Origin of the sequence: Pelagibacterium sp. (assembly GCF_048264985.1) — a bacterium.
Lineage (GTDB): Bacteria > Pseudomonadota > Alphaproteobacteria > Rhizobiales > Devosiaceae > Pelagibacterium.
Genome location: NZ_JBLXCL010000001.1, coordinates 1,018,470 through 1,038,678 on the forward strand (window position 1 = coordinate 1,018,470; position 20,209 = coordinate 1,038,678).

General features: G+C 60.7%; 20 protein-coding genes. 18 read left to right on the top strand and 2 right to left on the bottom strand.

The window, feature by feature from the left end:
• The 15 genes from ACN0TA_RS05075 to ACN0TA_RS05145 all read left to right on the top strand — a co-directional run bounded on the left by ACN0TA_RS05075 (position 1) and on the right by ACN0TA_RS05145 (position 13,484).
• Positions 1 to 414, top strand: a complete 414-nt coding sequence (locus ACN0TA_RS05075) for a phage major tail protein, TP901-1 family (RefSeq protein ID WP_417580447.1) — start codon at positions 1 to 3, stop codon at positions 412 to 414.
• Positions 415 to 450: 36 nt separating this feature from the next.
• Positions 451 to 765, top strand: coding sequence for a gene transfer agent family protein (locus tag ACN0TA_RS05080; RefSeq protein WP_417580449.1), 315 nt, complete (start codon positions 451 to 453; stop codon positions 763 to 765).
• Positions 762 to 962, top strand: a complete 201-nt coding sequence (locus tag ACN0TA_RS05085; RefSeq protein WP_417580451.1) for a rcc01693 family protein — start codon at positions 762 to 764, stop codon at positions 960 to 962. Before ACN0TA_RS05080 ends, ACN0TA_RS05085 begins: the two co-directional genes overlap by 4 nt.
• Entirely contained in the window at positions 959 to 1,507 is a 549-nt protein-coding gene (locus ACN0TA_RS05090) for a phage tail tape measure protein (RefSeq protein WP_417580453.1), read from the top strand. Before ACN0TA_RS05085 ends, ACN0TA_RS05090 begins: the two co-directional genes overlap by 4 nt.
• Before the next feature lie 2 nt (positions 1,508 to 1,509).
• Positions 1,510 to 2,142, top strand: coding sequence for a TIGR02217 family protein (locus ACN0TA_RS05095; protein ID WP_417580455.1), 633 nt, complete (start codon positions 1,510 to 1,512; stop codon positions 2,140 to 2,142).
• Positions 2,139 to 3,017, top strand: coding sequence for a DUF2163 domain-containing protein (locus tag ACN0TA_RS05100; RefSeq protein ID WP_417580457.1), 879 nt, complete (start codon positions 2,139 to 2,141; stop codon positions 3,015 to 3,017). Before ACN0TA_RS05095 ends, ACN0TA_RS05100 begins: the two co-directional genes overlap by 4 nt.
• Positions 3,014 to 3,433, top strand: coding sequence for an NlpC/P60 family protein (locus ACN0TA_RS05105; protein ID WP_417580459.1), 420 nt, complete (start codon positions 3,014 to 3,016; stop codon positions 3,431 to 3,433). Before ACN0TA_RS05100 ends, ACN0TA_RS05105 begins: the two co-directional genes overlap by 4 nt.
• A 101-nt stretch (positions 3,434 to 3,534) precedes the next feature.
• Positions 3,535 to 7,296 carry a baseplate multidomain protein megatron gene (locus tag ACN0TA_RS05110; protein WP_417580461.1) on the top strand — a complete coding sequence of 1,254 codons (3,762 nt, stop codon included), beginning with the start codon at positions 3,535 to 3,537 and terminating at the stop codon, positions 7,294 to 7,296.
• The gene (locus ACN0TA_RS05115; RefSeq protein WP_417580463.1) at positions 7,293 to 8,237 is read left to right on the top strand and encodes a DUF2793 domain-containing protein; all 945 of its coding nucleotides are present in this window, start codon (positions 7,293 to 7,295) and stop codon (positions 8,235 to 8,237) included. The genes ACN0TA_RS05110 and ACN0TA_RS05115 overlap by 4 nt, the downstream gene beginning before the upstream one ends.
• A gap of 22 nt (positions 8,238 to 8,259) precedes the next feature.
• Positions 8,260 to 9,009, top strand: a complete 750-nt coding sequence (locus ACN0TA_RS05120; RefSeq protein ID WP_417580465.1) for a glycoside hydrolase family 108 protein — start codon at positions 8,260 to 8,262, stop codon at positions 9,007 to 9,009.
• An 83-nt stretch (positions 9,010 to 9,092) separates the two neighbouring features.
• Positions 9,093 to 9,377 carry a hypothetical protein gene (locus tag ACN0TA_RS05125; protein WP_417580467.1) on the top strand — a complete coding sequence of 95 codons (285 nt, stop codon included), beginning with the start codon at positions 9,093 to 9,095 and terminating at the stop codon, positions 9,375 to 9,377.
• A gap of 23 nt (positions 9,378 to 9,400) precedes the next feature.
• A complete protein-coding gene (locus tag ACN0TA_RS05130) occupies positions 9,401 to 10,060 on the top strand; it encodes a response regulator transcription factor (protein ID WP_417580469.1) in 660 nt (219 codons plus the stop codon).
• A gap of 62 nt (positions 10,061 to 10,122) precedes the next feature.
• Complete coding sequence (locus ACN0TA_RS05135) at positions 10,123 to 11,490, top strand: ATP-binding protein (protein WP_417580471.1); 1,368 nt, start codon at positions 10,123 to 10,125, stop codon at positions 11,488 to 11,490.
• A gap of 88 nt (positions 11,491 to 11,578) precedes the next feature.
• A complete protein-coding gene (locus tag ACN0TA_RS05140) occupies positions 11,579 to 12,058 on the top strand; it encodes a hypothetical protein (RefSeq protein WP_417580473.1) in 480 nt (159 codons plus the stop codon).
• Positions 12,059 to 12,245: 187 nt separating this feature from the next.
• A complete protein-coding gene (locus ACN0TA_RS05145) occupies positions 12,246 to 13,484 on the top strand; it encodes a hypothetical protein (protein WP_417580475.1) in 1,239 nt (412 codons plus the stop codon).
• Between the two features lie 3 nt (positions 13,485 to 13,487).
• Here the strand turns inward: ACN0TA_RS05145 and ACN0TA_RS05150 are convergent, their stop codons facing one another.
• Together ACN0TA_RS05150 and ACN0TA_RS05155 are read right to left on the bottom strand one after the other, a co-directional pair.
• Complete coding sequence (locus ACN0TA_RS05150; protein ID WP_417580477.1) at positions 13,488 to 15,455, bottom strand: FAD-dependent oxidoreductase; 1,968 nt, start codon at positions 15,453 to 15,455, stop codon at positions 13,488 to 13,490.
• Positions 15,452 to 16,510 carry a hypothetical protein gene (locus ACN0TA_RS05155; protein WP_417580479.1) on the bottom strand — a complete coding sequence of 353 codons (1,059 nt, stop codon included), beginning with the start codon at positions 16,508 to 16,510 and terminating at the stop codon, positions 15,452 to 15,454. Before ACN0TA_RS05155 ends, ACN0TA_RS05150 begins: the two co-directional genes overlap by 4 nt.
• A 140-nt stretch (positions 16,511 to 16,650) precedes the next feature.
• On the opposite strand from ACN0TA_RS05155, the gene ccmI reads away from it, so the two are divergent.
• The 3 genes from ccmI to ACN0TA_RS05170 are packed head-to-tail and all read left to right on the top strand — an operon-like array spanning position 16,651 to position 20,168.
• Positions 16,651 to 17,733 carry a c-type cytochrome biogenesis protein CcmI gene (gene ccmI, locus ACN0TA_RS05160; RefSeq protein WP_417580481.1) on the top strand — a complete coding sequence of 361 codons (1,083 nt, stop codon included), beginning with the start codon at positions 16,651 to 16,653 and terminating at the stop codon, positions 17,731 to 17,733.
• Between the two features lie 3 nt (positions 17,734 to 17,736).
• Entirely contained in the window at positions 17,737 to 18,180 is a 444-nt protein-coding gene (ccmE, locus tag ACN0TA_RS05165; protein ID WP_417580483.1) for a cytochrome c maturation protein CcmE, read from the top strand.
• Positions 18,181 to 18,185: 5 nt separating this feature from the next.
• Positions 18,186 to 20,168, top strand: a complete 1,983-nt coding sequence (locus ACN0TA_RS05170; protein WP_417580485.1) for a heme lyase CcmF/NrfE family subunit — start codon at positions 18,186 to 18,188, stop codon at positions 20,166 to 20,168.
• Positions 20,169 to 20,209: the final 41 nt, after the last annotated feature.

Genomic DNA, 20,209 nt, shown 5'->3' on the forward strand with positions numbered 1-20,209 from the left:
ATGACGGCCCAAAGCGGCAAGGACATGCTTTTGAAGCTCGACGAGACAGGGGCCGGCAGCTTTTTGACCGTTGCTGGCTTACGCACCAAGCAACTCGCCTTCAACGCGGCGAGCGTGGATACGACCGACGCCGAAAGCGCCGGACGTTGGCGCGAATTGCTCGAGGGCGGGGGGATCAAGCGCGCGTCTGTGTCCGGGTCCGGCATATTTAAGGACAAGACCTCAGACGCTCTGGTGCGTTCCCTGTTTTTCGCCGGAACAATCAGGAACTGGCAGTTGATATTGCCCGGCTTCGGGACCGTTCAAGGCCCGTTCCAGATCGTAGCGCTCGAATTCGCTGGCGATCATGGGGGCGAGGTGACGTTCGAGCTGGCGTTGGAAAGCGCCGGAGAAATTGCGTTTACAGCCCTCTAGGTCGTCCGACTTCCAAAATCGACAAGGAGCCATGTCATGGCCAATCCGCAACGCGGAGAAATCGACGCTGAGATCGGCGGCGAGAGCAAGACGCTGTGCCTGACCCTGGGCGCGCTGGCAGAACTCGAAGGGCGCCTTCAGGCCGATGATTTGAATGGGCTGGTCGAGCGCTTTGCCGAAGGACGAGTTTCGGCCCGTGATCTGACGGCGATCCTGGGAGCGGGCCTGCGTGGGGCGGGCAACGCGATAACCGACGACGACCTGGCGCGGCTCTCGATCGAAGGGGGACTACGTGGCGCTGCACAGATCTGCGTGCGGCTGCTCAAGGCGACCTTCGGTGAACCCGAATGAACGGGTTTCCCTGGAGCGAGGTCATGGCCTTTGGGCTGGGTGTGATGCGGCTGCCGCCGGGCGCCTTCTGGGCAATGACGCCGCGGGAACTGGCGGCAGCGCATGACGGGGTTACCGGTCGCAAGGGTGCGGCGGCTTTAGCGCGATATGACCTGGACGCGCTGATGGCGCTCCATCCAGACGGAGAGAGAGAATGACCGAGATTTTCGGCGAAAGTTTCGATGCGGAAATGAGCGATGTTTCGATTGAACTCGAACGTATTGGCGATCTGGGCAATGCGGTGGGTACAACCCTGACGCGCAGCCTGCGCGCGGCAATCATGGAGGGCCGCTCGTTGCGCACGCTGCTCGCCGATATCGGGCGGAGTTTTGCTGACATCGCGCTCAAGGCGGCGCTGAAACCACTGGGCGATATGGTTTCGGGAGGCATTTCAAGCCTGTTTTCCGGGTTCAATCCGGCGCTGGCGAGCGTCAAGCCATTCGCCAAGGGTGGCGTTTTGGCCAGCCCGACCTATTTCCCCATGCCCGGGCAATGGGGGCTGGCAGGCGAAGCCGGGCCCGAGGCAATACTGCCGCTTGCGCGCGGGGCCGATGGACGACTGGGCGTCGCGGCGGGAGGCGGGCAGGCGGTGACTGTAAATTTCAACGTCACGGCCAGCGACGCGCGCAGCTTTGCAGCGGCCGAAGCAGAAATGAGCGCCATGCTGTTGCGCGCTGTGCGGCGCGGAACGCGGGGGAGCTAGGCATGGCATTTCATCAGGTGCGGTTTCCGCTCGACATCGCCCTTGGGGCACAAGGTGGGCCCGAGCGTGCGACCGATGTGGTCACACTCGCTTCCGGGCGTGAAGAACGCAACTTGCGATGGGCGCATGCTCGGCGGCGCTACAATGCCGGGTACGGGATCAAATCCCGAGCCGATATGCTGACGGTTCTGGCATTTTTCCAGGAGCGCCGTGGGCGATTTCATTCCTTCTTGTGGCGCGATGCCGTCGATTTCTCCTCAAGCCCTGAGGGGGGCACGACAATGGCCAGCGACCAGAGGATCGGGACCGGAGACGGTGAGACCAGATCATTCCAGTTGGTCAAGCATTACGGGGCGAGTTTTGATCCATATCTGCGCCCCATCACAAAGCCTGAGCCGGCGAGCGTGCGCGTTGCGATCGATGGCGCTGAATTGAGCGTCGGGGCATTTGCTGTGGAGCCGCTGACCGGATCTGTGACCTTGGAGAGCGCGCCCGAGGCCGGCGCAATCGTAACCGCGGGGTTTTGTTTCGACGTTCCGGTCCGCTTCGACACCGACAGGCTCGACGTCGAAATGGCAGGCTTTGACGCCGCTCTGGCCCCCTCCATTCCTCTTATTGAAGTGATCGGCGAATGAGACAATTTGGCGAGGCGTTTGCTGGCCATATCGCAAGCGGCGCGACAACGTTGTGCTGGTGTTGGCGGATCACGCGCGCCGACGGCGTTGAATTGGGCTTTACCGATCATGATGGTCGATTGGAATTTTCCGGCACAATTTTCGATCCGGCGCATGGTCTGGATGGCGGGGAGACCGTGCAGAAGCTTGGCGCGCAGGCCGAGACCGCTGAAGTTCTCGGGGTGCTCCATTCCGATGCGATCAGTGAGGACGATATTGCTTTGGGCCGCTATGACGGCGCGCGGGTGGAGAGCTGGCGGGTCAACTGGAAGTCGATTGCACAGCGCGAGCTGATCCGGGTGGATACGGTTGGCGAGATTACCCGCGAGGACGGCGTGTTCAGAGCCGAGTTACGGTCCGGGCAACACGCAATGAACGTTCCGCGTGGACGGCTCTATCAGCATATGTGCGACGCACGGCTGGGTGATGGCCGGTGCTCAAAAGACGTCGAAACGGGCACGTTTCGCGCGACCGCAATCGTTTCAGGCAGACCCGACGCCACAAGCGTTTTGGTGAGCGGGCTAACGGAATTTGCCGCGGGCTGGTTCACCCACGGTATTGGACGCTGGGACACAGGCAAGCGCGCAGGGATCGAGGAAACGATTGTGCGCCACGATGGCGCGACGCTCGGGTTCGACCGTCCCGTGGCTGATTGGGTTGAGATCGGAGACACGCTGACCGTCTATGCGGGATGCGACAAGCGGTTTTCGACCTGTGGCGCCAAGTTTGCCAATAGCATCAATTTCCAGGGCTTTCCGCACATTCCGGGCAATGATTTCGTGTTGCGCTATCCGGGCACCGAGGATCGGCTGGATGGCCGGGCTGTGGTGCGATGAGATCGGGCGCTGACATCGCGCTGTTGGCGCGGGCCTGGATCGGGACGCCCTATCGACATCAGGCAAGCCGAAGGGGCGCGGGGGCCGATTGCCTTGGGCTGATCCGCGGCATCTGGCGTGAGCTTTACGGCAACGAGGCTGGTCCGGTGCCAGCCTATGGCAGCGACTGGCGCGATCTTGGTGCGGGCGATGCGCTGGAAACGGCCGCGCTCCGACACTTGGTGGCGCGGGACGGACCACTGGAGGCGGGTGACGTGGTGCTGTTCAGACTCATGCGGCATCGGCCAGCGCGCCACTGCGGGATCATGGTCGGACCGGACCGTTTCGTGCACGCACAAGAACATATCGGGGTGGCCGAGGTTGCGCTGGGCGAGAGTTGGGCGCGCCGGGTGGCCGGTGCGTTCGGGTTTCCGTGAGGGACAGTTTCGTCCTGTGCAATTCCGCGCACAGCCGCACGCCTTTGAAATCGCCAGCGCTGACGCTGATCAACGTTTTTTCCATTTGAAAGACCGAACACATGGCAACTTTGGCACTTTCCCTTGCCGGGCAAGTGGTTGGCGGCGCGATCGGCGGGCCGATCGGGGCGACCATCGGCAGGGCGTTGGGGGCACTGGCCGGCAGCGCCATCGATGCGCAGATATTTGGCGAGAAACCTCCAGCGCGACGCCATTCCGATATCAGGCTGATTGGATCGAGCGAGGGCGGAGCGATACCGCGCATCTATGGTTGGAGCCGGGTCTCGGGCAATATCATCTGGGCGACCGAACTTGAACGGATAGCGACCGAAAGCGCTGGATCCAAGGGGTTCGGGGCATCGGGAGAGCAGCAGGAAATCATCGCAGCGAGCTTTGCGCTGGCGCTTTGCGAGGGCGAAGTGGCCCATTTCGGTCGCATCTGGGCCGATGGCAAGCTACTTGAAACTGATGGGCTCGATATCCGCTTTTATCGTGGCACGAAGAGCCAGAAACGCGATGGGTTGATCGTTGAACGCCAAGGCGCGACGCCAGCCTATCGCGGGATATGTTACCTGGTTTTCGAACGGCTTGATCTGACCCCTTTCGGAAACCGCATCCCCAATCTGTCGGTGGAAATCTGCCGTCCGGCCGGCGACCTGGAGCGCGACGTCCGTGCTGTCTGTCTGATCCCCGGCTCAACCGAATTCGGCTACGACCCTGAGCCGCGGGTGCGGATTCTGGGGCCGGGGCGGGCCGATGCGGAAAACTGTCACCTTAGCGCCGCGCGATCCGATTGGGATCTCTCGATCGATGAGTTGACCGCGCTGTGCCCCAATCTCGAACATGTCGGACTGGTGGTCGCCTGGTTTGGCACAGATCTGCGATGTGGCAATTGCATTGTCGAACCCCGCGTCGACAGCGCCGCAAAGCAAGTGCGGGACACGAGTTGGTCGGTTGCTGGCAGGGGGCGAGGCGGGGTGAACAGCGTCAGCGAGCACAATGGCGGCCCGGCCTATGGGGGCACGCCATCGGATGCGAGTGTCAAGGCAGCGATTGCCGATCTGAAATCGCGCGGCATCAAGGTGACGCTTTATCCGTTCGTCATGATGGATGTGCCGCAGGGCAATGGGCTGATCGACCCTTACACGCTTGATGGGGGCCAGCCAGCCTATCCCTGGCGGGGGCGGATCACCTGCCATCCGGCGCCGGGTGTTGCCGGTTCGCCCGATGGCACGAGCGCCGCGACGAGCCAGGTAAACGCGTTCATGGCCAATGGCTATCGCGATATGATCCTGCACTATGCCGAGCTGGCCCAGCAGACGGGCGGGGTCGACGCGATGCTGATCGGCTCGGAAATGCGACACCTGACTTGGGTGCGGTCGGGTGCGACGCGGTTTCCCTTCGTTGATGCATTGCGCGCGCTGGCGGGCGACGTCCGTGCAATCGTCGGCGGGGCAACCCAAATAACGTATGCGGCGGATTGGTCTGAATATTCGGGTTACCAGCCCGCCAACGCGCCTGGTGACAAGATATTTCACCTCGACCCCTTGTGGGCCGCCCCCGATATCGATGCCATCGGGATCGACAATTACATGCCCATGGCCGACTGGCGGGACGGCGATGGACATGCCGATGCTACAATTGCTGGCTCGATTTACGATCTCGATTATCTCAAGGCCAATATTGCAGGTGGAGAAGGGTTCGACTGGTTCTACGCTTTCGATGTGGACCGGACAGAGCAGGTACGAAGCCCAATTGCCGATGGCGCGCACGATGAAGACTGGATCTGGCGCTACAAGGATTTGGTGAGCTTCTGGGGTGAACGCCACTACAACCGTGTCGATGGTGTGCGTGGTGCAGCACCGACAGGTTGGGTGCCACGGTCCAAGCCGATCTGGTTCACAGAATTGGGGTGCGGAGCCGTCGACAAGGGGCCAAACGCTCCCAATGCGTTTGGCGACCCCAAAAGCGCTGAAGACAAACGCCCACCATTTTCGTCCGGGACGCCCGATCCCCTGATCCAGCGCCAGATGTTGCGAGCCTGCCATCAGTATTGGCATGCGGCAGGCGGGCACAATCCCATGTCGGAGCTGTACGGAGGGCCGATGCTCGATGCGTCCCGCATCTACCTTTGGTGCTGGGACGCGCGACCCTATCCGGCGTTTCCAGGTCTGCCCGAAATCTGGTCCGACGCCGCAAACTACGAAACCGGTCACTGGCTGAACGGGCGGCTGGGAGCGGCGAGCGCCGGGGAGATCCTTGGCGCGATGGCTAGGGATTTCGGCGTGAATGTGGAGTCGATCGACACGCGGGCGCCGCTCGTTCATGGGCTGGGGATCGAGGCACTCACCAGCCTGCGCGATGCATCGGTCGGATTGGTCGAAACCCTTGGGCTGGCGGTACGGGACGGCAGGAGCGGCATTGTCTGGCGCGCCGCCGATCTCCGCAAAGTGAATGCGTTGACGCGGGCCGATGTCGCCGTGGACCAGGGGCCCATGCTGTCGCGCAAGCGGGGGGACGCCGCCGAGCGAACCGGGCGGTTGACGCTGAGCTTTTTCGACAGGGACCGCGACTACCAGACGGCAACGGCGTTGGCCGTGGCTCCTAGAGGCGAGCGCTATGGCGGCGCGGAAACCGGGCTCGTGCTCGACCCGGCCCATGCCGCCGCCGCAGCTGAGGCCATGTTGCGCGCCATGCGGCGTGGCGAAGATGGACTGGAATTTGGCTTGCCGCCATCGATGCTGGCGGTCGAGGCTGGGGACATGGTGGCGATAGAAGGGCAGATGGACGGGCCGTTCCGTGTCGGTGCCATACGCGATGGACGGGTTCGGCAAGTGTCGGCGTCTGCCCATGGCGGGACAGTGAACGGTGTCGTGAGCCGGATTGAACGGCGGATGCCCCAAGTGAAGCCGCCCATCGCCGCACAGCCCGTCATAACGATAGCCCATCTGCCGGCGGCGGATGGCAGCACACAACTTGTCGCGGCGGCGATGTCTGACCCCTGGCCCGGGCCGATCAGCTTGCGTGACCCCGAAACCGGCGCCGAGTTGGCGAAGCTGACATCGACGGGAATACTTGGTGTCCTGACGCAGCCGCTGGCGGAGGGGGCGACAGGACTGTGGGATGCCGCGAACGCAGTCTCGGTGAAACTCTATAGCGGCCATTTGGCTGCCGTTGAACCTCTGGCAGTGCTGGCCGGAAGCAATAGGTTGGCCGTTGAGACCGATGCTGGCCATTGGGAGCTTGTCGGGTTTGAGCAGGCTGAATTGATCGACGTGTCGAGCTATCGGCTCACCCGATTGCTGCGCGGGCAGGAAGGGTCTCGTGTCGGCCAAGCTGCTGCGGGGCGCCGCGTGCTGGTCGTGAATGCAGATTGTGTGCGCTTGCCTGTGCCGCAAAGCGCGCTGGGTGATACGCGCAGGCTCCTTGCCTATGCCGGGCCACGTGATGCCGAGGGCGAAGCGATGACTGTCGAACTCGATATTGGCGCGGCGCTGCCACTGGCACCGGTTCACCTCAATGCGGTGCGCAATGGCGCGACCGGCGACATCGAACTGAATTGGTTTCGGCGAGGCAGGGTGGGCGGCAATGGCTGGACGTATGGAGACATCGCGCTTGCAGTGTCGCCCGAACATTATCGGATCACTATTTTCAGCAGTGAAACGGTGGTGCGGACCGAAACCGTGTCCGCACCCCGCTGGATCTATCCGAGCGCGGATCAGATTGCCGATTTCGGCCCACTGCCGACTGCGTTCAGCTTCACAATTCAACAGGTGAGCCAGGTGCTTGGCGCCGGACTGGCCGCAAAGGGAGAGTATCCATGAGTCTTACAGCACGGCTGGATCTGCCGCTGATCGCTTCGGAACAGGCGCAAAAGCACGTGACGCATAATGAGGCGCTGCTGTTGCTCGACGCGTTGGTGCATATCCGGCTTGCAGCCTTGGCTCAGACGGAACCACCGGCTGATCCGCAGCCCGGCGCAACTTACGGCATCGCGGCGGAGGCGGGGGGAGCCTGGTCTGGGAAAGACGGTAAAATTGCGGCCTGGAGCGCCGGCGGTTGGCGTTTTGTCCAACCCGAAAACGGTTGGCTCGGCTGGGACATCTCGGGCGCGCAGCCCGTGGTCTACAAACCCCCCAACTGGGTGCCGCTTTTCAATGGATTGAATTTGGTCGGGATCGGCACCGATGCCGATAGCACCAACAGACTGGCCGTGCGTTCGGAAGCAGCTTTGTTTACAGCCATTCCTGCCGGTGAAGGCGGCAATGGCAATGTGAGGCTGACGCTGAACAAGGAAACACAGAGCGACAGCGCGACCGTGATTTTTCAGGCAGGCTGGTCGGGCCGCGCCGAAATCGGGCTTTCAGGCAGTGACGATTTTGCCTTCAAGGTCAGCGAAGATGGGGCGAGTTTCAAAACTGCGATGACGCTCGAGACATCGACTGGATTTGTAGGGTTCGCCAGCTTTGCAGGGTGCGCGGTGAGCTTTCCGGGCATTGCGGGTGGCATCTTGAACGCTGCAACGGGCTATGTGGTGCCGGCACCTGAAAGCGGCACCGCTGACGAGGTCGACACCATTGCAGGCGGGTTCGACGGCGCTGTTCTGATCGTTACAGGCACTTCGGGCAATGTTCTGACGTTCAAGGATGGAACCGGTAACCTAAAGCTGGGTGGCGATCGCCTGCTCGACGCCTTCGATGACAGTTTGATGCTGGTCAGGCGGGGCGGCGACTGGATCGAGTTGTCGTTTTCGGACAACGGCTGATTTCAATTTCAGGAGAACCATCATGCCGGCTTCGCGCTGGACGCTTTGCCTTGCCAAGATTCTCGAACATGAGGGCGGCTATGCCGATCATCCCTCCGATCCGGGTGGGGCAACAAGTATGGGAATAACCCGAAAGACCCTGGCTCGCTGGCGCGGCATCGCGCCTTGGTGGGCACTGGAAAAGTCTGAGGTTGTCGCGCTCGGTCGTACCGAGGCTGCGGCGATCTACAAGGCGCTATACTGGGAGCGATGCAAAGCCGGATCGCTGCCGGCTGGCCTGGATCTCGCTGTGTTCGATTATGCAGTCAATTCAGGGCCAGATCGAGCTGTCCGGGTGCTGCAGGCATTGGTGGGAACAGCCCCGGATGGGTTTGTCGGGCCGCTTACACTCGCCGCTGTCTCAGAGCGCGACCCGCGCGTGCTGATCGATGCACTATGCGACCAACGGATCGGTTTCCTGCAGCGCCTTTCAAGCTGGGCGTCTTTCGGACGCGGTTGGACGCGGCGGGTCTCCGATATTCGCGCTGCGTCCCTTGCTGCGACTGCGCTGCAACCACCATCCCAAACCACAAAGGATATTGAAGAAATGAACGTTTTCGACGGCCATAAGACCTATATCATTGGCGCGCTGATGCTGCTTGTCGGCATAGCGCAAAGCGTTGGGTTCGGCATTCCGATGTTCGGCGAGTATTCCGGGCCACAAATGATTATGGAAGCCCTCGCAGTGATTTTTCTGCGGCGCGGGCTGAAGGCCGATCTGGGCAAAGTCTAGGCCATTTCGCCACATTTTGGGCGAAGCATTCATTTGCAGTTCAGCAAAGTGACGGTAATAGTCGGGATATGACCAACATATTCATGTCCCGACTCACATCGCTGGCTCTGGCTCTTAGCCTTTCTCTCCCGCTAGGCGTTGTGCCTGCCGTGGCACAGGAAGCATGCTGGGACAATTCCACGATCCAATCGGCGCTTGCCGAGGGGCGCATCCAGCCGGTAGCCGCAGTGCTTTCGCGCGAAGGGATCGACCCTTCGACAGAAGTGCTGAGCGTCAAGGTTTGCGAACAGAGCGGGGCGCTGGTCTATGTGCTTGCAGTGCTTGAGGCGTCGGGGCAGGCGCGCAATCTGACATTGAGTGCACAATAGTCCAACGCGGGCGGGGCGAGACCATGCGTATTCTTGTTGTCGAAGACGACGAAAACCTCAACAGGCAAATTTGTGAAGCGCTGACCGACGCCGGCTATGTCTGCGACAGCGCGACCGATGGCGAGGAAGGCCACTTCCTGGGCGATACCGAGCCCTATGACGCAGTTGTGCTCGATATAGGACTGCCGCGGATGGACGGGATTTCGGTGCTTGAGGCCTGGCGCCGGGAAAACCGCATGATGCCGGTTCTTCTATTGACGGCGCGCGATCGCTGGAGCGACAAGGTGCAGGGCATCGACGCGGGCGCTGATGACTACGTGGCAAAGCCTTTCCACATGGAAGAAGTGCTTGCGCGGCTGCGCGCTCTCGTGCGCCGGGCGGCGGGCCATGCCTCCAACGAAATCACCGCCGGCACCGTGCGGCTCGACACCAAGGCCGGCCGGGTGACTGTGGACGGGCAGGCGATTAAGCTGACCAGCCATGAGTTCCGACTGTTGGCCTATCTGATGATGCACAAGGGCAAGGTGATCTCGCGCACAGAGCTGACCGAACACCTTTACGACCAGGATTTCGACCGCGATTCCAACACCATTGAAGTGTTCGTGGGGCGGCTGCGCAAGAAATTGCCTGAAGAGCTGATCCAGACCATCCGCGGGCTCGGTTATCAGATCCTGGCGGATTGAGCCGTGATCAGCATCCTCCCAAATCCGGTTGCCGCCCTGTCTCTCGGGCGCTCACAGGTCCGATGAACAAGGGTTCAATAGCCTTTCGGCTGTTCTGGCTATCGGCCGGCTGGCTGATCGTTGCGCTCGTAGCGACGGCGTTTCTGCTGACGGAGCTCTACTCCCAGGCCCTGGATCGCGACCTTACCGAAAGTCTCGATATCCAGATCTCTTCACTGGTAGGCCAGACACTCGAGCTCGAATCGGCGGCGGCAAACGAAATCGGTTTGGCAGATGCTCGATTTTCGCGCCCAACCTCGGGTTGGTATTGGCAGATCCGCAACGAAGCGGGCACGCTGGTGAACTTTTCGCCCTCAATGGTGGGCTCGGTGCTGCCTGACATCGTCGGCGTATTCAACGAGTCCGGTTCGCGTTCGGCAATGATCGCCGATGATTACGGGGACCAGACTTTGCGGGCCGTCCAGCGTTGGGTAACACTGGAAAATCTCGGCCGCTATCTGATTACTGTGACTGGAAACTACTCCGACGTTGAAGTGCGGGCTGCTGCATTTCGCGGACAGGCGATAATTGTCCTGGCCGTGGTCGGCCTGATCCTGGCCGCAATGAGCGGCATGATCGCCCGCTTTGCGCTAAAGCCTATCGAGCGGTTGCGCGAGGCTATCGAGGCAGTGCGTGAAGGCGAAAAGCCCAGCGTCGAAGGTAGTTTTCCTCAAGAAATCGCGCCGCTGGCCGATGAACTCAATGAACTGTTGCGCTCCAACACGCAAATTGTCGAACGTTCGCGCGCGCAGGTCGGCAATCTGGCGCACGGGCTGAAAACGCCATTGGCCGTATTGCGTAATGAAGCGGATGGTGGCGCGACCCCGCTGGCCGCTGCCGTGCTTGAGGAAATCGACAATATGAGTCGGATCGTGTCGACCTATCTCGACAAGGCGCGGCTAGCTGCGCGCTCGAGCGTGGTCGGCAAGAGGGCGGACACGCGGACCATTCTCGAACGGCTCGGCCGCGTCATGGGCAAGCTCAACAAGCAATGCGATCTTGCCATTGATCTGCCTTCCAGCGTGCCATGGTTTCGGGGCGATGAGGGCGATCTGGAAGAGATGGCGGGCAATCTCTTGGATAATGGTTGCAAATGGGCCCGCTCGGAAGTTCGCCTTTCGGCCCGAGAATCGGGGATTTCTGGGAACCGGAGCGTCGAGATCGTCGTTGAAGACGATGGGCCGGGTCTGACTGAGGCTGAAGCCGACCAAGTGTTGCGCCGAGGGGTCAGATTGGACGAAAAAACGCCGGGCAGCGGGCTGGGACTCGATATCGTCAAGGAACTCGTCGATATTTACGGGGGCAATCTGACACTTGCACGTTCGGAACTGGGTGGCCTTCGGGCAACACTTCAGCTCCCTGCCGCACGTCAGGCACGGCAACAGACTTGAACTGGGCGCGGCAAACCGCAATTTGGCCGTAATGGCTGAGATAGACATTAAAAGGGCTCAATGGGGCCGCTACGAAAGGTACTGCGCAATGAAGATGTTGAGGGCGATTGCACTTGTTTCTCTGGCTCTGGTGGTTGCCGGGTGTACCCGCACCGCAAATTTCCAGAATTCCCAGACGGTGATGCCGCAGCCAACCGTTTTGACAAATCCGCTGCCCCAGCAGCCGTCGGTGACCGCACCGTCCGACTCGACGCCCATTCAGCAGGCGCGGCTTGATCCCGGCAGCTACGAATACATCGACTCTTCCATTCTCGGCCAGTTGACACCAGCTCAACGCTCGGCAGCCAACGACGCCCAGTTCTACGCTCTCCAGTTCGGCCGCCCCGGTGCGCCCCGCACCTGGTCTGCGGGCGGTGCGACGGGTCAGGTCTCGGTTGGCCCCTATGTTCGCGTCAACAACCTTGACTGCCGTGAGTTCTCGCACCGTGTAACTGTCAGCGGGCAGACTTACACCCGCTCCGGTCAGGCCTGCCGCGAAGTGGATGGCGCCTGGGGCGTTACAGCCTAACCGGCGACGTTATGATTTTGAATGACTGGAGGGTGTCGCCACGGGCGGCACCCTTTTTCATGTCTTGAAAGGTTTTTTTACCCGATGGGTTGTAAGTTCTGCCTTCGGCCCAAGTGTATTTCGGATTTCGCTGAATCGCGAAAATCCGCTAAGTCTTTGTTTTGCAGCGCCGCGGTTACAGGATCTCATGGCTCTTCCCGATACATTTCCCGGCGGAACTGACCAAATAACTGTCTCTGGCGCAGCCAGGGGACAGGCCGATGCAGCCAGGCATGCATTTTTGGAAGCGCTGTCCGGCGTTATCGTTGATCCTCCCGTCTATCATGGCTTTGCCGGCGCTATCGATCGCGACACCGCCGGCAAGATCTGGACGTGGATGGCGCGCGATGTTTTTGGCGAAGAGGCCGCGCGACTTGAAGATTCAATCGGGTCCGGGGCCGATCCGCTTGATGCCTTCGATCTGCTGCTTCCCGAACTTCTTGAGAAATTGAAGGTCAACGCGATCGCCGAAAAGAACGATCGCGAGCTCGACCGCCGCAATACGATACAAATGGGCGGCGAAGAGGCGCGCGAACGGCTCGCTCCGATCATCATGGCCATGCGCCGCCGCCCCCTTCTTGTACAGGCTGGAAAGTTCGGGGTGGCGGTCGGGACGATTTCCGATGAAGCGACGCTGGCAACGGCTTTGCAGTCGATTTCAATCACCAACCCATTGACCCGTGCCCTCTGGATGCAGGCAATGGTCGGGCACATGGCCAATCCCAGCCGGGTGATCGCGGCCGCAGTCGCAATTGCCGCGGGCAACACAGAAGCCCGTATCACCAATGCCGGTTATGGGGCGCTGGTCGAGGCGGTTCTGGGGCACGCTCAAAGCCAGATCGGTCGGTTGGCCAGCCAACCCAATCTGTTCGCCGATATCGACTTTTCCTGCAAGGCGATCGACAGGTTTCACCGCCTCATGCGCGCGATCAACTACAATCTTGAGATCGAGAGACGATCCCCATGGGGGACGATAATGACCGAGTTGACGGCCAGATTGTCTGAGCGGCTTGAGCGCCCAATGAAGGAAATCACCATCAACGTCACCCAGGCATTGCGGCGTCCACGGGACGGTAAAGACGTAATGGATGCCGATCAGGTGCTGTCCGCGCTCAATGGACTCTATCTATTGATGACGGTGCGCAAATGCCGCGACTCTCTTGCCGTCAACGCCTTGCTCGACCAGGCCTGGTCTGACACAGGGCAAACCGTCGAAGTGCTCGTGACACGGGCGCTGGACATGTACCGTGCGGCGCCGGCCGAACCAGTGGCTCGCGAGCGACTGGACGCAGGGATCAAGATGGCCGAGATCCGGTTCAACGCCGAATATGCTGAAATTTTGCGCCGGGCACGCGACGGCGCGGAGCGCCGCACTGCGCAAGGCTAGCGCCTACAATACGCGATCGAGCCGAGCCGCCAGCGTTGTCAGGCCGTCGCGGATATAGACGGTGTCACCGGCGCTCATGCCCATGTTGCGCAGCAGCGCGCGCAATTTTCCGCCATCGTCAGCCAATACGACCCCAACTGCTTCAAGCGGCGAGCGGTCGTCGGTATTGGCAAAGACCAGGCAGCCTGGGTCGAGCCGCCGCGTCTGGCCCTGATCCAGCGACCATTGCATCTGGTCGGGACCAAAACGATGCTCGAGATAGAGCGGGATGCCTTCTGGAACATGGGCGGCGAACGGTGCTGGGAGGCCTGACTTCTGCAGAGCACGCGGCAGGATGCAGCGTTCTGCACACAAAGTTGGCACCAGCGCGGGGTCGAGGCCCTCCGAAACGATCTCGCCAACAACATCCAGCGTCGTCAGGGGGCCAGCCAGTGGCGGCTGGCTGGCAGACTGGCGCCTCCAGCCACTTGATTGCAGTGTTGGCACCGCACGCGATGCCCTGGGGGCGATAAAGGCCGAAGCCGATTTCTGATCTGTAGGGGGCGAGACAAGCAAGGGGCCGTCGGGCGTGTCGAACACGGGGTCGATGCGCGGATCGTCGACCTGGCGGTGTCGGCCATCCAGCGCCGATTCCAGCGCAGCTCTTCCATGGGCTACGCAGCCCCCAAGGCTGAGATAGCCCGCAACGCTTCCCGCAAGAACCACGCCATTGACCGCACCATCCGCGACGATGGACTGGCTTTCTTCATTCCACTCAACCGGTCCGGAGGCTTTGAGCCAAAGATCGAGGTCGGGCTGCCAGCCACCCGAGACGATAAGACGATCGCAAGCTATTGCGTGATCGTCCGACGCACCGTTGTCAGCATTTGCAAGTTTCACCTCCAGCCCCGAACGACCGGCAGGCGTAACCGATCCTATTGCCATGCCCCAGCCAAGGCGATGCCCGTAAGCTTTGCAAAACTCGATGAACCGCGTTTGTGGGTCTATGCGCGGGTCGCTGGTTCGGGCGATGGCTTTCTCGCTTGCAGCACCGAGCAACGCCATGCGGTAGCCGACATTGGTAAGCGAATGAATATGGGCGCTTTGACCGGGCCAGACATTGTAGCGCGCCGCTAGCCGCCAAGCCGCGCTCGCTTCGCTAACGCCGGGAAGCCTGTTGCCAGGGAAAATGGGCATCCGGCCCACCATGCCTGTCGCCAGGATGATCGTCTCTGCAGTAATTGCCAGGCGTTCAGGTTGCGGCAGGGCCCCAGTCTTTGTGATGCGAATGGCCTCGATTGTGCCGCTCGCGATGTCGAAGGCCAGCGTTCCCAAAGAGAGGGTGATCAGTCCCGATTCTCCGATCTGGCTGGCCAGCGCGCTGATTGTTTCGTCAGGGACCGGTTCTCCTTCCGACTTTCCAAAAAACATAGAAAGTCCGCCAAGCGTTGCCTCTTTTTCGACGAGGCAGACGCGCAAGCCCTTTTGTGCGGCTGCAAGAGCGGCGGAAAGTCCTGCAACGCCGCCCCCCACAATGGCGACATCAGCGGAAATGCGTCGGCTGGCTTCCGTGTCGAGCCAGCCGCCAGGGGCGGCCGATCCGGAATCGTAGTCGAGCCCGAGCGTATCATTGCGCTGGGGCAGGAAACGGGCGGCAAATGTGCGTGTGGCATTTGGGCGTGGCCCGACCGTGAGAAAGGATGCGCCGTCTACTGCCGGGCAGATTGCCATCGGCATGGCAAGATCAGCGCGGGCCTCGTTGCCTTCGACAACAACGGCCGGCGCCGTGTTCTCGTCGAGCGCGATACTATCTTTGCCGTAATGGCCGGCCGCGACGATTCCGTTGGCGAGCAGAGCCGATAGAACTGTATCTCCTTCCAGTCCCGCTACCTTTCGGCCATTGAGTTTGAAGCGAATTGATCGCGTTCGATCGACGACCGGATGCGCAAATTCGGCGGGCAATTGGTTGCCGAGGCGATTGAGTTCACTCATTGTGCCTCTCCGGCCACCAGTCCGGGATGGAATTCTGCGACTTCGCTGCGTGGCTGCCGCAAATCGGCGCCATGGGCCGCTGCCCATTCGGCTTCGATGCCGCTTGCGCGTTCGCACACGATTCCGGCGATCAGGGGCGCCAGAATCAAATCGAGTGGCCCCAGTCCGGCAACAACATAGATCTTGCCGCGCCGGGTCGGGCCAAGCATCGGGGCGCCATCATGGGAAAACAGGCGCGCAAACTCGGTTCTGGCTGCCACGCGAGGTGCACTATCGAGTGCCAAGCAATCGGCAATACGGAGCAGCGCCTTTCCGTCGTCGTTTCGAGCGGCGGCATGAATGACACCATCACCTGTTTGGGAAAAGACGGTTCCGGTATCGAGATCGATGCCGGCGCGGTAGCGCGCAGCCTTTTGGGATGCGGTCTGGACGCCGCTCCAGTGTTCGATACGAGCGAACTGGCTAATGTCGTCGGCATCGAGCCATTCGATAATTGCATTGTCGTCGGCCAGGATGACCTGATCGATAGAGGTTGTCCCGAATCGCGCAGTGCCATCACGTCTGATCTTGAGGCCGTCCACCGAATTGAGTACTGCGACATTGGATGCGGCCAGCCAGGCCGGTGCCGCCTGGTAGAAGGCTGATGAATCGATCAGACTGACATCGCGCAGCCCCATGCTGGTGCCATGAGGGCTTGTCTCAATAGGATCGATCGGCTGGCGAAAGCCTTCGGCAACATGGCGCATATGCCCAAGTGCGATACTGGCCTGGATCGAGTGGGCCAAGACGCGGACGTCGATCCGCTCAACAATGTTGGGAACGATGCGGCCCAAGCGCCTTAGTGCGGGCTTGGCGTGCGCCGAAACGATCGACCATGTTTCTGGCCGTGTTACCGGGGCAACTGAGAGCGAAGGCAGGGGGCGCAAGGCGTATGGATTGGGCGGCGGACTGAGCAGCACAATTGCTCGTGAATGGTCAGACGCTAAAAGCCCTGCTAAAAGCCACGCAAAAGGGGACGCGCCGACCACGGCAATTGTTTTGGCTTGCTCGGTCATGTCCGTACGTCCGGCCCTTGCTCTGAGGTGGCAATCGAGATGGAGGTGCGGCAAAGCGCGCCCCAATCGTTGACTGCAATCTGCACGAGATTGGCCTATAGAAACGGCATCTCATTGGTTTTCAAGGGTTAGTCTCACACTTGTTCTGGATTTTCGCTATATTGCTGGTTCTGGTGAGCCTTGGTGTCCTCGCATTGACCCTGCGCGGCTCACCGCGCACTGCCGCAGCCGGCCAGAGCCCCGATGCCGCGCGGGCATTTTTCCGCCACCAGCTCGATGGAATCGACCGCGATCTGGAAGCCGGCCGGCTTTCCCGCGATGAGGCGACTGCCGCCCGGGCCGAATTGGCGCGAGAGGTGATCCTTCATGAAAAGGAAGCGACCGGTCAGGCGCGTGGCTTTGGCGGGCGCGCCATAATGTTGGCCAGCTTGCCGATCGTCGCTATCACTAGCCTTGGGGTTTACGCCTGGATCGGGCGCGCCGATCTGCCCGCAGCGCCTCTGGAGGGCCGTGAAGTTCCGGTCCAAATGTCTGTAACCGACATCAATGCCGCTATTGCAACAGTCGAAGCGCAGTTGGAGCAGACCCCCAACGACGTGCGTGGCTGGTTGGTTCTCGCTCCCATCTATATGGAGCAAGGACGGTTTTCCGAGGCGGCCAACGCCTGGCGCCGCGTGCTCTCGCTTGAAGCTCCCACGGCAGACAGGGAAACCAATCTTGCTGAAGCCTTGATCATGGCAAATGGTGGGCAGGCCGATGAAGAAGCTATAACCCTTTTGCGCAGCGCGATGGCGGCCGACCCGATCCATATCCGCTCGCGCTTCTACATGGCGGGTGAATTGACCCAGTCGGGGCAATACGATGAAGCCGTGGCGCTTTGGCAGGACTTGTTGGGCCTTGCAACCGGAGAGGAAGCGTGGGTGGATACCGCACGGTCCGGGCTGGTTGCAGCGCAAGCCGGGTTGCAGAGCGGCACGCTTGGAGAAAGCGAACCGGATGCCACAATGGATGTGATGATCCGGGGCATGGTCGATGGACTGGCTGCGCGTCTTTATGACGAAGGCGGTCCCGCAGCCGACTGGATGCAGCTGGTGCGGTCGCGCAGACAACTCGATGGCGAGGATGCGGCGCGCGCCGACCTCGAACGCGGACTTGCCGCACTTTCGGGGCAGGACAGATTGGCACTCGAAGATTTCGGGCGCGAAATGGGATTGATGGAGTAGGCTATGGCCTGGACCCGCAAACAAAAACGTATCGGTGTGATCGCTGGCCTCGGCGTTATTCTGGCGCTGGCGGCAGGATTGATCCTGACCGCGCTGCGCGACCAGATCGTGTTCTTTTATTCTCCTACCGAGATCGCTGAAGCCGGCGTCTCGCCAGGGACACCCATCCGTCTGGGTGGACTTGTACTCGAGGGAAGTTGGCAACAGGATGGGGAAGCCAATCTGTTTGTCGTCCATGACGGTGCCGGAGAAATGACAGCGCGTTACAACGGTATCCTGCCCGATCTGTTCCGCGAGGGACAGGGCGTTGTCGCTGAAGGCAGCGTCCAGACTGATGGCACGTTCCTGGCGACCAATGTGCTCGCCAAGCATGACGAAAACTACATGCCGCGAGAAGTGGCCGATTCCCTGCGCGAGCGTGGCGTGTGGGAAGGCGAGGAAGGATAGCGCAAGTGACGATCGAACTCGGACATCTCGCCCTCGTTCTGGCTTTCGTTCTGGCCATTGTCCAAGCGGGCGCAGGCTTTACCTTCTGGCGCGGGAGCGAACTGGCACAACGGTTCGTTTCGCAGGCAGCGATATTGCAATTCGCGCTTGTCGGGCTGGCCTTTGCCGCTCTCGTTTCGGCGTTCGTCGTTGACGATTTTTCAGTGCGGCTGGTTGAGCAACACTCCCATTCGCTCCAGCCTATGCTTTACAAGGTCACCAGTACCTGGGGCAACCATGAAGGCTCCATGCTGCTGTTCGTGTTGACGCTGACCCTGTTTGGCGCGGCAGTGGCGGCGTTTGGGCGCAACTTGCCCAACGAGCTCAAGACTCTGGTGCTCTCGAATCAGGGTTTGATGGTCGCTGCGTTTTCAGGGTTCGTTCTGTTCACATCAAATCCGTTCTGGCGCCTCGATCCGGCGCCGTTTAATGGCAGTGAACTCAATCCCGTGCTTCAGGATATCGGGCTCGCCATCCATCCCCCAATGCTCTATCTGGGCTATGTCGGGTTTTCGATCTGTTTCTCGTTTGCTGTCGCTGCGCTCGTTTCGGGACGGATAGATGCCGCCTGGGCGCGTTGGGTGCGTCCATGGACGCTGGCAAGCTGGTCCTTCCTCACACTCGGTATCGCTATGGGCTCTTACTGGGCCTATTACGAACTGGGCTGGGGTGGCTGGTGGTTCTGGGATCCGGTGGAAAATGCCAGCTTCATGCCCTGGCTAGCCGGAACCGCGCTTCTCCATTCGGCAATCGTCATGGAAAAGCGCAATGCGCTGAAGATCTGGACGATATTTCTGGCAATCATCACCTTCTCACTCAGTCTGCTTGGCACATTTCTAGTGCGCTCGGGCATCCTGACGTCGGTTCACACTTTTGCATCCGATCAGACGCGCGGCGTTATCATCCTTGCCATGTTGGCTGCCTTTATTGGCGGGGCCTTTACGCTTTTTGCCTTGCGGGCATCGACGTTGCGACAGGGAGGACTTTTTGCGCCGATCAGCCGCGAAGGTGCTCTTATCCTGAACAATTTATTTCTCTCCGCTGCCACTGCGGGGGTTTTGATCGGCACACTTTATCCGCTGGTGCTCGAAGCGCTTACCGGCGCGCGCATAACTGTTGGCGCACCGTTCTTTGATCTGACTTTCGGTGCGCTGATGGTCCCACTCTTGCTGCTTATTCCTTTCGGGCCCTTCCTTGCATGGAAGCGTGGGGATCTTGTTGCCGTCGGCCAGCGGTTGTTTGCCGCGATTATCGTAACTTTGGTTCTGACGCTTATCGTTTTCGGGTTCCTGGGCTTTCCGATTTCACTGGCTCCGATCGGACTGGGTATCGGTATCTGGGTGATGGTCGGCGCGATTGCCGAACTGGCCGAGCGCGCGGCTATCGGCCGTGTCAAATGGGCGCAAAGCTGGGGGCGCTTGAAAGGCTTGCCAAAAACCGCATGGTCAACGGCGATAGCGCATTTCGGCGTCGGCGCTTCGGTCATCGGTATTGTCTGTGCCACGGCCTTCCAGACGGAACTGGTTACATCCATGCAGGCCGGTGAAACCTTGGATATCGCGGGCTATTCGATCACCTATGACGGCGAGGCCCATTTCGAAGGGCCGAACTACAGTGCCGACCGCGGTACATTCACCATTGATGCGCCATGGGGCAGGGATCGAGAGGTCTCGTCCGAGCGCCGCGTTTACGGGGTGAGCGGTACGCCCACCACAGAAGCCGGCATCCAGACGTATGGATTGAGCCAAATGTATATCCAGTTCGGCGAAAGGTTCGGTGCCGACGGTCGCGTCGTGCGTTTGTGGCACAAGCCCTTCGTGTTGCTGATCTGGCTGGGTACAATCCTCATGGCAGGTGCAGGCTTCCTCTCCCTTGCCGACCGGCGCATGCGTATCGGTGCGCCGACAAAATCCAAGTCTGCGGCAAAACCCTCGGGAGCGGGGCAGTGAAGCGGTTCGTTTTCATCATTGCTACTGTGCTGGCGCTGGCT